We start from the raw sequence: 15267 nt of genomic DNA, 5'->3' as shown, positions 1-15267 counted from the left end.
TCGAACTTCCATCCAGGTCTCGCCACAACTGTGGCCAATTTCAGCCGTCAACGAGCGCGGAATGCCACGATAGTTGACACGGCAAGTGTCCGGGCACCAGGATCGAGGCGCCGCGTGAAGGGCCGCAGAGTCATAAGGGGTGACCTCCCGATGGCATATCAGGCAGGTGGGCAGCGGCCGGCGCCGCGGCCCGTCCCCGACTCTCCCGAGACGCACGCCTATCTCCAGGACTGCGCCACGCTGATGGCTGCGCTGCCGCTGCCGTCCCTGGTGGTGGACCACCGCTGGGACGTCGTGCTGGCCAACACCGCTTATCAGTCACTTTTCCGGGCGGTCGCCCCGCATCCGACGGCGATGCCCGGCGACAACTTCCTGCGTTTCGTGCTCTTCCACCCGGACGCGGGTACCGTCCTCGGCGACCACGAGACGAGCTGGTGCCTGCCGATGCTGGCCCAGTTCCGCAGCGCGCTGGAGCGGCACGCGCACGATCCGGTGCTGCAGGCCGTGCGCCAGGACATCGCCCAGGACCCGATCATGGAGGCCGCGTTCCGGCAGGGGCTGCCGCACTGGATGCGCGCCGTGGGTGAAGCGGGCCTGCGGCAGGACGGGGCGGTGCGGCCCCTGCTGCACCCCGATCCGCGCCGGGGCGCCACCGAGTGCCGGCTGATCGACGAGACCACGCCGGTGCTGCGGGAGATGGACTGCACCCGGCTGACCCTGGTGCTGCGCGAGCCCCGCCGCACGGCTCCGCCCCCTCGCGGCCGCCGCCGGGTCCGCTCGGCGGCCCACCTCACGGTGGTCCCCACCCCCGGCGCCTGACCGGACACCGCCGGCGTTCAGGTCGCCGACGGCGCCCGGCGACCGGGGGAGGGGACGCCGGGGCGGTCCGGCGGTCAGCGTGTGGTCCCCGCCCGGATTCGTGCCGCCCGCCCGCGCCGGTGTCCTGTCGAGCCGGTGTCCCCGCCGGGCATCACGCCCCGCTGACGCCGGCCCGGTACCGCCTTGGCTCCGCCCGGCTCCGCTCGGCACCGCTCGGCTCGGCTCCGCCCGGCACCGCTCGGCATGCATCGCCCTGCTCGGGGTCAGCGTTGTGCCAGCGCCAGCAGCAGGGGTACCTCACCGCACGGCAGCAGCCGCAGGCCCGGCAGCGTGACCTCACGGCCGTGTTCCAGCGCCCCCGCGAAGTCCGGGCCCTTGGTGAGGGAACCGGCCAGATGGGCGGGGTCGGCGGAGGCGGCCACCCTGCCGCGCGCGTTGACCAGGCGGGCCGGCGCCCGCAGGGCACGCAGCGAAGGCAGCACCGCGGCCTCGAAGTGGCGCAGGTAGACGTCCGCCGCGGCCACGCCGACGAAGCGGCCCCCGACCGTCACCGGCGCGGACAGCGTCAGGCTGTACTCGTCCGAGCAGAGGTAGTCGACATACGGTCCGGCCACCGCCCGGCGCCCGGTGTCGCGGGGCAGCGCGAACCAGTCCCAGTGCGTGTAGTCCGAGTACGCCGACTGCTCCGGGTCCAGGTCCGGCAGCAGCGGCCGTACGTCCCCCTCGGGCCCGCACTGCCACCACTCCAGCCACCCGGGCACGTCCGCCAGCAGCCCCGGCGCCGCGACGAAGCCGACGCCCGAGACCAACTCCTGCCGCCGCAGCCGTAGATGGAGAGCGGACCGCAGTGCGGCGAGGTCCGCGCTGGTCGGCCGGCGGCCGGCCGCGGCCACCGTGCTCAGCAGGGCCGCCGTGTCGTCGGCGGTCGCGGCGACCGCCGTGAACACCGCCTCCAGGGCGCCGCCCACCCGGTGGGCCACCCGCCGGGCGGCGCCGGGTTCCGGCGCCGGCGGAGCGGTGGCGACGAGGCCGGGGCTCGAGCTCATGGCGCCCTCCAGCAGCCGGGGCCGTGACAGGCCTACAGGGCGAGCCGTACGGCGATCAGCCGTGCCGTCGACTCCCGTACGCACCGCTCGGCCAGCGCTCCGGCCGAGTCGTGGGCCCCATCTTGCACCGCCGAGATCACGGCGCGGTGACGGTCCGCGACTTCTTCACGACTTACGCCCGCGTCGTCACCGAGGACCAGGCACAGCAGCGCCCCGATCTCCGTCTGCAGCGCGACCTGTTCGCGGGTCAGCCGGGCGGACTGCGCGGCGGCGGCCAGCTCCACATGGAAGCGGCCGTACATCCGGGCGCGGGCGGCCGCGTCCTCGGCGGCGGTGAACTCCTCCACCGTGCGCCGCAGCTGCGTCAGGTCCTCCGGTTCGGTGCGCTGCGTCGCCAGCCGGGCCGCCGCGCCCGACAGCGCCGCCCAGTGGTCGCCGAGGTCGCGCAGTTCCTCGGTGCTCCAGCCCCGCAGCCGGGCCCGCAGGCGCTCCTCGGCGGGCACGCCCGGCAGGGAGACGAAGCTGCCGCCGCCCCGGCCGCGCCGGGTGGTGACCAGACCCTGCTGGCGCAGCGCCATCAGCGCCTCCCGCAGGGTCACCGTGGACACGCCGAGCTGCCCGGCCAGCTCGCTCTCGCCGGGCAGCTGCTCGCCGTCGGCGAGCAGGCCGAGCTCGATGGCGTCGCCGAGCCGGCGGACCACCGTCTCCACCCGGGCCCGGCTGTCGACCGGCGCGAAGACGGCCGAGCGGGCGCCGCCCGTGCTCTGTTGCTGTTTCACGGCCACCACCTTGTGCGTTGACTCAAGCTTTACCCTAAGGGGGCCTTGAGCTTTGAACTATGACTTCATATGTTTTCGCTCCAACGGTCAACGCTCGAAGGCGCCAGAAAGGTTCCCGCCCATGGAGGGGATGTTTGAGGGGAAGGCCGGCGGGACTCCCGGGGAGCCCGCCGCAGGGACGGCCGTCCGGCTGCAGGAGCTGCGGAAGTCGTTCGGCGACACGACCGCCGTGGCCGGGGTCGACCTGGAGATCCGCGACGGGGAGTTCTTCTCCATGCTCGGCCCGTCCGGCTCGGGCAAGACCACGGTCCTGCGCATGATCGCCGGGTTCGAGACCCCCACCGCGGGCCGGATCGAACTCGCCGGGCAGGAGGTGACGCGCCGCGCGCCCTTCGAACGCGATGTGCACACCGTCTTCCAGGACTACGCCCTCTTCCCGCACATGACGGTCGAGCAGAACGTCGCCTACCCCTTGAAGATCCGCAAGGTCCCCAAGGCCGAACGCCTGGTCCGCGCCCGCAAGGCCCTGACCGAGGTCCGCCTGGACGGCTACGGCAAGCGCCGCCCCGCCCAGCTCTCCGGCGGCCAGCGCCAGCGCGTCGCCCTCGCCCGCGCCCTCGTCGGCCGCCCCCGGGTGCTGCTGCTCGACGAGCCGCTCGGCGCCCTCGACCTGCGCCTGCGCGAGCAGATGCAGGTCGAGCTCAAGGCGATCCAGCGCGAGGTCGGCATCACCTTCGTCTTCGTCACCCACGACCAGGAGGAGGCCCTGACGATGAGCGACCGCATCGCCGTCTTCCACCAGGGCCGCATCGAACAGGTCGGCACCCCCGCCGAGATCTACGAACGCCCCGCGACCCCGTTCGTCGCCTCCTTCGTCGGCACCTCCAACCTGCTGGACGGCGAGTCGGCGCACCGCATCGTCGGCGCCCCGGGCACCTACAGCATCCGCCCCGAGAAGATCCGTGTCCTCAAGGAGGCCGACGGCGCCGACGAGCCGGAGCACTCCTCCGCGACCGGCACCGTCGCCGAGGTCGTCTACCTGGGCGACGCCACCCGCTTCCTCGTCGACCTCGACACCGGCGGCCGGCTCACCGCCCTCCAGCAGAACCTCGAGACCTCCTCCGAGGACGTCGCCGCCTACCGCGGCACCCGGGTCCGCCTCCAGTGGCACCGCCGCCACGCCGTCCACGTCCCCAACTGACCTTCCAGGAGTACGTCGTGCGCTTCACCCCCGCATGGAAGGCCGCGGCCGCCGCCGTGCTGCTGCTCACCGCCACCGCCTGCGGCTCCTCCGGCACCAAGGCCGGCGCGGGCGGCCTCAACCCGCCCGACCTCAAGGCCCCCGCCAAGCTCGGCGCACCGGAGGGCCAGGTCAACCTGATCGCCTGGGCCGGCTATGTCGAGGACGGCTCCAACGACCCCAAGGTGAACTGGGTCGGCGACTTCGAGAAGCAGACCGGCTGCCAGGTCCACTCCAAGGTCGCGGCCAGCTCGGACGAGATGGTCAAGCTGATGAAGACCGGCCAGTACGACGCCGTCTCCGCCTCCGGCGACGCCTCGCTGCGCCTGATCGCCTCCGGCGACGCCGCCCCCGTCAACACCGCCCTCGTCCCCAACTACAAGGACATCTTCAGCGGCCTGAAGAACGGCGCCTGGAACTCCGTCGACGGCACGATGTACGGCATCCCGCACGGCCGCGGCGCCAACCTGCTGATGTACAACACCCAGAAGGTCAGCCCCGCCCCGACCTCCTGGGCGGCCGTCTTCGACGACGCGGCCACGTACAAGGGCCACGTCACCGCGTACGACTCGCCCATCTACATCGCCGACGCGGCGCTCTATCTCAAGGCCACCAAGCCGGACCTGAAGATCACCAACCCCTACGCGCTGGACCAGAAGCAGTTCGACGCGGCTGTGGACCTGCTGAAGAAGCAGAACGCCAACGTGGGCGAGTACTGGAGCGACTACCTCAAGGAGGTCTCCGCCTTCAAGAGCGGCGACTCCGTCGTCGGCACCACCTGGCAGGTGATCGCCAACCTCACCGCCGACGAGGGCGCCAAGGTCAAGGCGTTCGTGCCCAAGGAGGGCTCCACCGGCTGGTCCGACACCTGGATGGTCTCGGCCAAGGCCAAGCACCCCACCTGCGCCTACAAGTGGCTCGACTGGATCGTCTCGCCCAAGGTCAACGCCCAGGTCGCCGAGTACTTCGGCGAGGCCCCGGCCAACTCCAAGGCGTGCGCCCTGACCAGCGACAAGAACTTCTGCACGGTGTACCACGCCGCCGACGAGGGCTACTGGAAGAACATCGCCTTCTGGAACACCCCCATCGAGCAGTGCCTGGACGGCCGCACGGACGTCCGTTGCGTGCCGTACGCCAAGTGGGTCCAGGCCTGGACCGAGATCAAGGGCTGACGCCATGACCGCCGTCACCTCCGAGGCCGCCGGACGCGACACCGTCCGGCGGCTCGCCGGGACGCTGCACCGGCGCCCCCGCCTGCGGCTGTCCCTGCTGCTGACCGCCCCGCTGCTGTGGCTGGCCGTGCTCTACCTCGGCTCGCTCACCGTGCTGTTCGTCTCCGCGTTCTGGACGACGGACTCCTTCACCTCCCAGGTCGTCAAGGTCTTCTCGACCGACAACTTCCGCGAACTGCTCACCACCCCGGTCTTCCGCCAGGTGATCGTGCGCAGCATCGGCGTCGCCCTCGCCGTCACCGCGGCCTGCGCGGTGATCGCGTTCCCGCTCGCCTTCTACACCGCCCGCGTCGCCCGGCCGAAGTGGCGGCCGCTGCTGGTGGTCGCGATCCTCACCCCGCTGTGGGCGAGCTACCTCGTCAAGGTGTACGCCTGGCGGCTGATCCTGTCCGAGGGCGGCCTCGCCGACTGGATGCTGCGGCCCTTCGGCCTGGCCGGCCCGGGGTTCGGGCTGCCGGCGACGGTGCTGACCCTGACGTATCTGTGGCTGCCGTACATGATCCTGCCGGTCCACACCGCGCTGGAGCAGCTGCCCGGCGCCCTGCTGGACGCCTCCGCCGACCTCGGGGCCCGGCCCTGGCGGACCTTCCGGTCCGTGATCCTGCCGATGGTGCTGCCGGGCGTGGCCGCCGGGTCCGTCTTCACCTTCTCGCTCAGCCTCGGCGACTACATCACCGTGCAGATCGTCGGCGGGAAGACCCAGCTGATCGGCAACCTCGTGTACTCCAACATCGAACTCAACCTGCCCATGGCCGCGGCCCTCGGCACGGTTCCCGTCGTCGTCATCGTGCTGTACCTGCTGGCCATGCGCCGCACGGGTGCGCTCAGCAGCCTGTAGAGGAGGTGTCCGACTCGTGCGACTGTCCCGTCCCGCGCGCATCGCGCTGCGTGTCGCCGCCGGGCTCGGCTTCGCGGTGATCTACGTCCCGCTGCTGCTGGTCCTGGTCAACTCCCTGAACCCGGACCGCAGCGCGAGCTGGCCGCCGCCCGGGCTGACCCTGCACTGGTGGTCGCTCGCCTGGGCGAACTCCGGGGCCCGCGCGGCGCTGTGGGTGTCGGTGAAGGCCGGCCTCGGGGCGACCGCGATCGCCCTGGTGCTGGGCACGCTGATCGCCTTCGCCGTCGCCCGGTACCGCTTCTTCGGCCGTGACGCGCTGTCCTTCGTCGTCGTCCTGCCGATCGCGCTGCCCGGCATCGTCACCGGCATCGCGCTCAACTCGGCCTTCTCCACGGTGCTCGAACCGCTCGGCGTGGGCCTCGGCCTGTTCACCGTGATCGTCGGGCACGCCACCTTCTGCATCGTCGTGGTGTTCAACAACGTGGTGGCGCGCCTGCGCCGCACCTCCCGGTCGTACGAGGAGGCCGCCGCCGACCTCGGCGCGCACACCTTCCGCGCCCTCGCCGACGTCACCTTCCCGCTGGTGCGCACCGCGCTGCTGGCGGGCGGACTGCTGGCGTTCGCGCTGTCCTTCGACGAGATCGTGGTGACCACGTTCACCGCCGGGCCCGGCGTGCAGACGCTGCCGCTGTGGATCTTCGAGAACATGACCCGCCCGCAGCAGGCCCCGGTGGTGAACGTGGTCGCGGCGGTCCTGGTCCTGCTCTCCGTCCTTCCCATCTACCTCGCCCAGCGGCTCTCCGCCGACACGGCGACCGGCAGCCGGGTGTGACCGTCCGGCGTCAGCGGGCGAGTTCGCGGTGGGCGGTCTCCGGCAGCCGCAGGTACACCAGCGAGGACACCAGGCACAGCACCGCGACGTACCAGGGGAACAGGCCCGCCTGCCCCCATTGCTTGAACAGCGTGCCGACGTACGGCGCGGTACCGCCGAAGAGGGCGACCGTGAGGGAGTAGGGGAAGCCGATGCCGGCCGCGCGCACCCGGGGCGGGAACACCTCGGCGTTGACGGCGGCGCTGATGGAGGTGAAGCCGGTCAGCAGGACCATGCCCGCGCACTGCACCAGCAGCAGGACGGTGAAGGAGTCGCGCAGCGCGTGCAGCAGCGGCACGCACAGCAGCGCGAAGCCCAGCCCGAAGAACAGCAGCAGGGGGCGGCGGCCCAGCCGGTCGGAGAGCAGCCCGCCGAGCGGCTGGAGCAGCGCGAAGAACGCCAGCGAGATCGTCCCGGCGAGCAGCGCGTCCGACTTCGTGACGCCCGCGTCGAGTTCGGCGTAGGTGGGCAGGTACGACGTCCAGGTGTAGTAGGCGAGGGTGCCGCCCGCGGTGATGCCGGCGATGCGCAGCGACTCGCGCGGATGGCGGCGCAGCGCCTCGAACAGACCGGGCCGCGGCGCGCGCTGCTGCTCGGTGCTGCGGGTCTCCTCGGCGCCGCGCCGGATCCAGAACCCGACCAGGCTGAACAGGCCGCCGAGCCAGAACGGCACGCGCCACCCCCAGCCGTCCATCGAGGACTCGGCGAGCGTGTCCACGAGCAGCGTCGCGATCCCGGAGGCGACGAGCTGCCCCGCGGTGGTGGAGACGTACTGGAAGCTGGAGAACAGGCCGCGCCGGCCGGGCCCGGCGGACTCCACCAGGAAGGTGGTCGAGGCGGCGAACTCACCGCCCACCGACAGTCCCTGCAGCAGCCGGGCCGCGACCAGCACCACCGGCGCCAGGAGGCCGGACGAGGCGTAGGCCGGGGTGAGGCCGACCAGCAGGCTGCTGCCGCCCATCAGCAGGATGGTGACCGTCAGCGCGGCCCGGCGTCCGCGCCGGTCGGCGATCGCGCCCATGACCAGGCCGCCCACGGGGCGCATGAAGAAGCCGACGGCGAACACGGCGAACGTCGACAGCAGCGGCACCAGGGAGTTCCCCGTGCCCTTGGGGAAGACCGCCTGCGCGATGTAGGTCGCCAGAAACGTGTAGGCGTACCAGTCGTACCACTCGACGGCATTGCCCACTGATGCTGCAAGAAGCTGCCGTACGGGGCGTTTTGTCCTGGTCGGTGCCGTCGTCTGTGTCCCTGTCATGATCGCGACTTCCCCGTGTGGCCGGTTCCGCACACCTGACGTGGTGAGGAGTTCACATGAGTGCCACCAGACCCTTCCCTGACGTTTGATGCTCTTGGAACACTCGCTCCGCGCACGTTCCGTCATTCAGCGGCGAGTTGCCGCCGCCAGGCGAGAGGTCTGTCCCCCCATGTCCGAAGTGAACCGGCGTCGCTTCCTCCAACTAGCGGGCGCCACCACGGCGTTCACCGCGCTGTCCTCCAGCATTCAGCGGGCCGCCGCCCTCCCGGCGAACCACCGCACGGCGTCCGTGGAGGACGTCGAGCACATCGTCGTCCTCATGCAGGAGAACCGCTCCTTCGACCACTACTTCGGCACCCTCAGAGGCGTCCGCGGCTTCGGCGACCCCCGTCCGGTCACCACCCGGCCCGGCGCCAAGTCCGTCTGGTACCAGTCCGACGGCACCAAGGACATCCTCCCGTTCCACCCGGACGCCGACGACCTGGGCATGGCGTTCCTCCAGGACCTCCCGCACGGCTGGAACGACGGGCACGCCGCCTTCGACGGGGGCAAGTACGACAAGTGGGTGCCGTCCAAGGGCTCCACCACGATGGCGTACCTGAACCGCGGCGACATCCCCTTCCACTACGCGCTCGCCGACGCCTTCACCATCTGCGACGCGTACCACTGCTCCTTCATCGGCTCCACCGACCCCAACCGCTACTACATGTGGAGCGGCTACGTCGGCAACGACGGCACGGGCGGCGGTCCCGTGCTCGGCAACGACGAGAAGGGGTACGGCTGGACGACGTACCCCGAACGCCTGGAGAAGGCCGGGGTGTCCTGGAAGATCTACCAGGACGTCGGCGACGGCCTCGACGCGAACGGCGGCTGGGGCTGGATCTCGGACGCCTACCGCGGCAACTACGGCGACAACTCGCTGCTCTACTTCAACCAGTACCGCAACGCCGCCCCCGGCGACCCGCTGTACGACAAGGCCCGCACCGGCACCGACTACCGCAAGGGTGAGGGCTACTTCGACCAGCTCAAGGCCGACGTGGCGGCCGGGAGGCTGCCCCAGGTGTCCTGGATCGCCGCCCCCGAGGCGTTCACCGAGCACCCGAACTGGCCGGCCAACTACGGCGCCTGGTATGTCGCCCAGGTGCTGGACGCGCTCACCTCCAACCCGGAGGTGTGGGCGAAGACGGCGCTGTTCATCACCTACGACGAGAACGACGGCTTCTTCGACCACCTGATACCGCCGTTCCCGCCCGGCTCCGCCGCGCAGGGCAAGTCGACCGTCGACGTCTCCCTCGACGTCTTCAAGGGCGACGCGAGCCATGTCGCGGGCCCCTACGGGCTCGGCCAGCGCGTGCCCATGCTGGTGGTCTCCCCCTGGAGCAAGGGCGGCTACGTCTGCTCCGAGACGATGGACCACACCTCCATCATCCGGTTCATCGAGAACCGCTTCGGCGTGCGCGAGCCGAACATCTCGCCCTGGCGGCGGGCCGTCTGCGGCGACCTGACCTCCGCCTTCGACTTCTCCGCCCCGGACACCCGGCCGACCGCGCTGCCCGACACCGCCGGCTACCAGCCGCCTGACCGCCTGCGCCACCCCGACTACAAGCCCACCCCGCCCGCCACCGGAGCGCTGCCCAAGCAGGAGCGCGGGCTGCGGCCGGCCCGCCCGCTGAAGTACGCCCCGGCCGTGGACGGCTCCGTCGACGCGGCGGCCGGGAAGTTCACCCTCACCTTCGCCTCCGGAGCCGCCGCCGGCGCGGCCTTCCTCGTCACCTCCGGCAACCGCACCGACGGCCCCTGGACGTACACCACCGAGGCCGGCAAGTCCCTTGCGGACACCTGGAACTCGGTGTACTCCAGCGGCTCCTACGACCTCACCGTGCACGGCCCGAACGGCTTCCTGCGCGCCTTCAAGGGCCGCAACAAGGTCACCGGTCCCGAGGTCACCGCCCGGCCCAGCGGGGACAATCTGGAGCTGACCTTCACCAACTCCGGCTCCGGCACCGCAAGTCTGACGGTGACCGACGGCTACGGTGGCGCCAAGCGGTCGGTGAGCGTGCGCCCGGGCGCCACCGTGAAGCAGCTCGTCGACCTCACGGCGAGCCGGCGCTGGTACGACCTGACCGTGACGGCCGACGGCGACGCGGCCTATCTGCGGCGGTTCGCCGGACATGTCGAGAACGGGCAGCCGGGGGTCAGCGACCCGGCCATCGCGACCGTCTGACGGGCCCTCGGAGGACGGACGCCCGCCGCCCCTGAGCACCGGGGCGGCGGGCCTGCGGACGACGGTTGCTTTCCGGCCGGTGCGCGATAGTGTGCCCCGGTGACCACGCATTCGAACACACCTGCAGGTTGGTACCCCGACCCGCACGGGGCGCAGCAGACGCTGCGGTACTGGGACGGTACCCAGTGGACCGAGCACACCCACGCCGACCAGCAGGGCCGGCCCCAGGACCAGGGCCACCCCCAGGTCCAGGTCCAGGCCGCCCCGCAGGTGCCGGCCCAGCAGGCCGGTCCCGACCCGCGCGTCCAGCGCCAGGTCCAGCAGCAGGCCGGTGTCGCCGGGGGCGGCGCCGGCGGCGGGACCCTTTTCTCCGAGCCGGTCCTGGTGGTGAACCAGAAGGCCAAGCTGATCGAGCTGACCAACGAGTACAAGGTCATGGACCAGCACGGCCGGGAACTCGGCGCGGTCGTCCAGGTCGGTCAGAGCGTCCTGCGCAAGATCGTCCGGTTCCTCTACAGCATCGACCAGTTCATGAAGGTCAAGCTGGAGATCCGCGACGCCTACGGCCAGCCGGTGATGCTGCTGACCCGCCCCGGCAAGATCTTCAAGTCCCGGGTGATCGTCGAGCGCCCGGACGGCACGCCCGTCGGTGAGATCGTCCAGCAGAACGTCTTCGGGAAGATCAACTTCGCGATGATGGTGAACGGCCAGAAGGTCGGCGCCATCAAGGCGGAGAACTGGCGCGCGTGGAACTTCGCGATCGTCGACCACGCGGACAACGAGGTGGCCCGGATCACGAAGACCTGGGAAGGCCTCGCCAAGACGATGTTCACGACCGCGGACAACTACGTCCTGCAGATCCACTACCAGCTGCCGGACCCGCTGCTCAGCCTCGTCGTCGCGACGGCCCTGACCGTCGACACGGCGCTGAAGCAGGACTCCCGCGGCCTCGGCTGAGGCGCGGACGTCACTGCCTCACAGCACGCTCAGCTGCCCCGGTTCGCTCGTCGGCCGGGGCACCGCCGCGTTCGGGTCGAGGGCGAGGACTGCGGCCACCGGGTGCTCATCGTGTGCGGGTGCGGGTGCGGGTGCGGGTGCGTGTGCGTGTGCGGGTGCCGGTGCCCTTGCCGGTCCCTGCGCGGGCGTCTCGGCCGGTTGCGGGGTCGCCCGGGACAGCAGCAGCACACCCCACGACGCGCATCCCGCGCCCGCGACCGCGAGCAGGATGCCGAGCACCCCGCCCTGCAGCCGCTCGCCCAGCAGGGCCAGCCCGATCACCGCGGCGGCCACCGGGTTCGCCAGCGTCACCACCGCCAGCGGAGCGCCGAGGCCGCCCCGGTAGGCCGTCTGCGACAGCAGCAGCCCGCCCGTCGCGAACGCCGCGACCAGCACCGCCACGCCGATCACCTGCACGCTGAGCAGCGGCCCCGAGTGGTCCGTCGCGGCCACCGTGACCGTCTGGGTGAGCGCGGAGGCGACACCCGAGGCCAGCCCGGACGCCGTCGCGTGCCGCAGACCGGGCCGGGCGCCCGGCCTGGACAGCGCTCCGATCAGCGCCGCCGTCGCACCCGCGACCGCCAGCGCCTCCGGCACGCTCAGCACGTCCGCCGGCGCGGGACCCGACGCGGTGACGAGGATCGCCCCGAGCCCGAGCAGCGTGAAGCCGGTGCCCCGCCACTCGATCGCGCTGACCCGCCGCCCCGCCAGCCGCGCCCCCAGCGGCACCGCCGCCACCAGGGTCAGTGCCCCGAGCGGCTGTACGACGGTGAGCGGGCCGTACTTCAGAGCGACGACGTGCAGCAGCGCCGCGCCGGCGTTCAGTCCGACCGACCACCACCAGGCGCCGCTGCCCAGCATGTGCAGCAGCCCGGCGCCGGACGCCCGGGACGCCAGCCGCTCCTGGGCGACGGCCGCGGTGGCGTAGGCGACGGCGGAGAACAGCGAGAGCACGACGGCCAGCAGGGCGGCGTTCATCGGGACACCCCCACGAGTTCGCGCTCTTCGGCGGGCAGCAGTTGCTCGGCGGGCGGCAGTTGCTCGCGCCCCCGTCCGGCGGTCGTCGCCGTGCGGTGCGGCAGGTGGATCACCGCGAGGGCGGCGCCGAGCAGGGCCGTGGCGACGATCGCGTCCAGCCAGTAGTGGTTGGCGGTGCCGACGATGACGAGCAGGGTCAGCGCGGGGTGCAGCAGCCACAGCCAGCGCCACCGTGAGCGCGTCGCGGCGATCAGGCCGATCGCCACCATCAGGGCCCAGCCGAAGTGCAGCGACGGCATCGCCGCGAACTGGTTCGACAGGTGGTCGCTCTGTGGCGGCCCGTACACGGAGGGGCCGTAGACCCGCGCGGTGTCGATCAGTCCGGTGGCGGCGAGCATCCGTGGCGGGGCCAGCGGGAACGTGAGATGCAGCACCAGCGCGGCGGCGGTGAGCACGGCCAGGACCCGGCGGGCCCACACGTAGTGGGCCGGGCGGCGCAGGTACAGCCAGATCAGGAAGGCGGCCGTGACGGGGAAGTGCACGCTCGCGTAGTAGGTGTTCGCGACGTGGATCAGCGTGTCGCCGTGCAGCAGCAGCGACTGCACCGCGCCCTCGCCCGGCAGATGGAGGGTCCGCTCCAGGTCCCACACGTGATGGGCGTCGCGGAAGGCCTCACCGGTGTGGCCGGTGGCCAGCTGCCGGCCGAACTTGTAGACGAGGAAGAGCCCGGCGACGAGCAGCAGCTCGCGCAGGAGCGGCGGCCGTGCCGTACGCGCGGCTATGTCACCCGGCTCTGCCTGCCCGGGCTCGGCTTCTTCCGGCTCTGCTTCTTCAGGCTCGGTGCGGGCGTTCATCCCCCGGCCCCTTCACTGACGGTGGTGCGGTGGTTCTCATCGATACGACTGCGTACCGATACGCCAGTGTACCGATACGTTGGAGTACCGGTACACTGGCGTATCGATTGAGGTGCGACACACTGGAAGTCAGCGCCCCACGGATCCCAGCGAGGTGAAGCCCCGATGACGTCGCAGGCCGCGGACGGACCGGAGACGGTCGCCGCGTCGCGCCGCTCCAAGCTCACGCCGGAGCGCGAGCAGGAGTTCTTCGACGCCGTCCTCGACCAGATCCGGGCGTGCGGGTACGACGCCGTCACCATGGAGGGCATCGCCGCCAGCACCCGGTGCAGCAAGTCCACGCTGTACCGGCAGTGGAAGACGAAGCCGCAGTTCGTGGCGGCCGCGCTGCGCTCCAACCGGGCCTGCCGGTTCGCCGGCATCGACTCCGGTTCGGTGGCCCGGGACCTGCGCGAGGCGGCCCGGCAGGCCGGCGCCTGGTCCGGCCCGGACACCAGCCTGCTCCAGGCCCTGGGGCACGCGGTGATGCAGGACGAGGAGCTGCGCACGGCCCTGCGCGAGGCGCTCGTCGAGCCGGAGATGGAGGCGCTGCGGGCCATCCTGCGCCGCGGTGTCGAACGCGGCGAGATCGCCGCGGACCACCCGGCGCTGGAGTTCGTCCCGGTCCAGCTGTACGGCGTCCTGCGCGTGCGGCCCGTCATCGACGGGCAGTACGCGGACTCCGACTACCTGGTCCGGTTCGTGGAGGCCGTCGTGCTCCCGGCACTCGGCCTCACCTGAAGACTCAGGCCGCCGTCCATGGGATGACTGGACGGTGACCTGACCGCGCCGCACCGTGGGGACGGGGGCGGCGCGCACCCCGGCCGGGTGGGATCCCTCTTGAGCGGAGGGGGGTCCCACCCGGCCGTATCGCTGTCCGCGCGCGGGTGTCAGACGCTCTGCCCGCTGCCCCCGCCGCTCGCCTGCCTGATCCCCCGGGTGATCTCGTCGATGACCGACACCTGCTGGTCGGCGTCCACCCCGAAGCGGACCAGGACGATCGTCCCCGGAGCGGCCGGGGAGGGGAACGCCAGGGACTCGACGTAACCGTCGGCGCCCTTGCTGGTGACCGCCTTCCAGCGGACCAGGTATCCCTTCTGCCCGGCCACGGTGACCGCCTGCGAGGCGAGCACCTGGTGCGAGGTGATCGCGCCGTAGGAGGCACCGCCGTAGGACTCCTCCGCGTTCTTCCCGATGTCCGCCTTGGCCACCTCCTCCGCGGTGGTGCCCCGCACGCCCAGCAGCGCCGCCGGCGCCACGTACGCGCCGCCCTTGGTGCACGTCTGCGAGGCGTCACCCGGGCACGGGTAGGAGGAGTCGGAGGTCACCGCGGCGCCGGCGGCGTACTCCTGGCCGTACCAGCCGTCCGGGATGGGCAGGCTGACGCCGCTGGCCACGTCGGTCGCCGACCCGCTGTCGATCTTCGGCGCCTCGCTCTGCCCCGGGGACGGCGCCTGGCCGCCGTCACCGCCCTCACCGCGCTTGCCCGGGCCGCTTTCACGGCCGTCGGGCCCCGGCTGCCCTTGGTGCGCGTCGGTGCGCCGGCTGGTGCCGCCGCCGTCGTCGGTCAGGGCGTAGACCCCGACACCGATGCCCGCCAGCACGACGACGGCCGCGGCGACGGCGATACCGATCCGCAACCCGCGCCGCCCACGCCGGGCGGCCGGCTGCCCGGGATAGGCGGGGTACGTCGGATATGCCGGATACGCCGCCTGGTTCGGGAGGCCCGGGTGGGCGGAAGCGCCCGCGTACCCCGGCTGGTCCGTTGGGCCGACGGGTGCCGGCCGGCCCAACGGATCAGCCGGGGCCTGCGCGCCCGGCTCGGCGGCCGCTGCGTGCCCGGCGGGACCCCAGGCGGCGGCCGTCCCCGCCGGGCGCGTCCGGTCCGTCCACGCCCCGCCGTCCCACCAGCGTTCGGATGCCGGACCGTCACTGCTTTGCCCGGGGTCGGGATACCACCCGGGAGGAGTCACCTGCGTCATGCCCCCACCGTATGAGCCCACCCTGAAAGAGGGATGAGAACCCCCACACCAACCCCCACCACTCCGGCCGCCGGGAACTCCCGCGCCCAGCCGAGCCGCCTGATGCCCCCA

The 15267-nt window shown here is 72.1% G+C and carries 14 protein-coding genes; 8 read left to right on the top strand and 6 right to left on the bottom strand.

Features of this window, described 5'->3' with window-relative positions; genetic code table 11:
• The first annotated feature begins 150 nt into the window (after window positions 1–150).
• Window positions 151–819 (top strand): MmyB family transcriptional regulator, encoded by a 669-nt coding sequence (locus AC0B9F_RS07285; RefSeq protein ID WP_471999477.1) that lies wholly within the window; start codon window positions 151–153, stop codon window positions 817–819.
• 263 nt (window positions 820–1082) lie between these two features.
• Here AC0B9F_RS07285 and AC0B9F_RS07280 read toward each other — a convergent pair whose 3' ends face one another.
• Window positions 1083–1865: a cache domain-containing protein gene (locus tag AC0B9F_RS07280; protein WP_471999475.1), complete on the bottom strand. Its 783-nt coding sequence runs from the start codon at window positions 1863–1865 to the stop codon at window positions 1083–1085.
• A gap of 32 nt (window positions 1866–1897) precedes the next feature.
• On the bottom strand, window positions 1898–2644 hold the full coding sequence (locus AC0B9F_RS07275) for a FadR/GntR family transcriptional regulator (protein ID WP_471999471.1): 747 nt from the start codon (window positions 2642–2644) through the stop codon (window positions 1898–1900).
• 130 nt (window positions 2645–2774) lie between these two features.
• On the opposite strand from AC0B9F_RS07275, the gene AC0B9F_RS07270 reads away from it, so the two are divergent.
• From AC0B9F_RS07270 to AC0B9F_RS07255, 4 genes are read left to right on the top strand one after another with little or no spacing between them, the layout of a single operon-like run.
• Window positions 2775–3845 carry an ABC transporter ATP-binding protein gene (locus AC0B9F_RS07270; RefSeq protein WP_472000864.1) on the top strand — a complete coding sequence of 357 codons (1071 nt, stop codon included), beginning with the start codon at window positions 2775–2777 and terminating at the stop codon, window positions 3843–3845.
• Window positions 3846–3862: 17 nt separating this feature from the next.
• Window positions 3863–5056, top strand: a complete 1194-nt coding sequence (locus AC0B9F_RS07265; protein ID WP_471999468.1) for an ABC transporter substrate-binding protein — start codon at window positions 3863–3865, stop codon at window positions 5054–5056.
• 4 nt (window positions 5057–5060) lie between these two features.
• Window positions 5061–5954: an ABC transporter permease gene (locus tag AC0B9F_RS07260; RefSeq protein ID WP_471999466.1), complete on the top strand. Its 894-nt coding sequence runs from the start codon at window positions 5061–5063 to the stop codon at window positions 5952–5954.
• A 16-nt stretch (window positions 5955–5970) separates the two neighbouring features.
• Window positions 5971–6786 carry an ABC transporter permease gene (locus AC0B9F_RS07255; protein ID WP_471999464.1) on the top strand — a complete coding sequence of 272 codons (816 nt, stop codon included), beginning with the start codon at window positions 5971–5973 and terminating at the stop codon, window positions 6784–6786.
• 10 nt (window positions 6787–6796) lie between these two features.
• Here the strand turns inward: AC0B9F_RS07255 and AC0B9F_RS07250 are convergent, their stop codons facing one another.
• Window positions 6797–8083, bottom strand: coding sequence for an MFS transporter (locus AC0B9F_RS07250; RefSeq protein WP_471999462.1), 1287 nt, complete (start codon window positions 8081–8083; stop codon window positions 6797–6799).
• Window positions 8084–8252: 169 nt separating this feature from the next.
• Between AC0B9F_RS07250 and AC0B9F_RS07245 the strand changes: the two genes are divergently transcribed.
• Window positions 8253–10307, top strand: coding sequence for a phosphocholine-specific phospholipase C (locus AC0B9F_RS07245; protein ID WP_471999461.1), 2055 nt, complete (start codon window positions 8253–8255; stop codon window positions 10305–10307).
• 99 nt (window positions 10308–10406) lie between these two features.
• Window positions 10407–11264, top strand: coding sequence for an LURP-one-related family protein (locus tag AC0B9F_RS07240; RefSeq protein WP_471999459.1), 858 nt, complete (start codon window positions 10407–10409; stop codon window positions 11262–11264).
• 18 nt (window positions 11265–11282) lie between these two features.
• Here AC0B9F_RS07240 and AC0B9F_RS07235 read toward each other — a convergent pair whose 3' ends face one another.
• Window positions 11283–12281 carry a DMT family protein gene (locus tag AC0B9F_RS07235; protein WP_471999457.1) on the bottom strand — a complete coding sequence of 333 codons (999 nt, stop codon included), beginning with the start codon at window positions 12279–12281 and terminating at the stop codon, window positions 11283–11285.
• Entirely contained in the window at window positions 12278–13135 is an 858-nt protein-coding gene (locus tag AC0B9F_RS07230) for a phosphatase PAP2 family protein (RefSeq protein WP_471999455.1), read from the bottom strand. Before AC0B9F_RS07230 ends, AC0B9F_RS07235 begins: the two co-directional genes overlap by 4 nt.
• Window positions 13136–13300: 165 nt before the next feature.
• Here AC0B9F_RS07230 and AC0B9F_RS07225 point away from each other — a divergent pair, with 165 nt between their 5' ends.
• Window positions 13301–13915 carry a TetR/AcrR family transcriptional regulator gene (locus tag AC0B9F_RS07225; protein WP_471999451.1) on the top strand — a complete coding sequence of 205 codons (615 nt, stop codon included), beginning with the start codon at window positions 13301–13303 and terminating at the stop codon, window positions 13913–13915.
• 149 nt (window positions 13916–14064) lie between these two features.
• Here AC0B9F_RS07225 and AC0B9F_RS07220 read toward each other — a convergent pair whose 3' ends face one another.
• The gene (locus AC0B9F_RS07220; RefSeq protein ID WP_471999450.1) at window positions 14065–15156 is read right to left on the bottom strand and encodes a DUF2510 domain-containing protein; all 1092 of its coding nucleotides are present in this window, start codon (window positions 15154–15156) and stop codon (window positions 14065–14067) included.
• Window positions 15157–15267: the final 111 nt, after the last annotated feature.

Source organism: Streptomyces sp. NPDC097129 (genome assembly GCF_055668065.1).
This window is presented reverse-complemented; position numbering and strand designations above follow the sequence as displayed.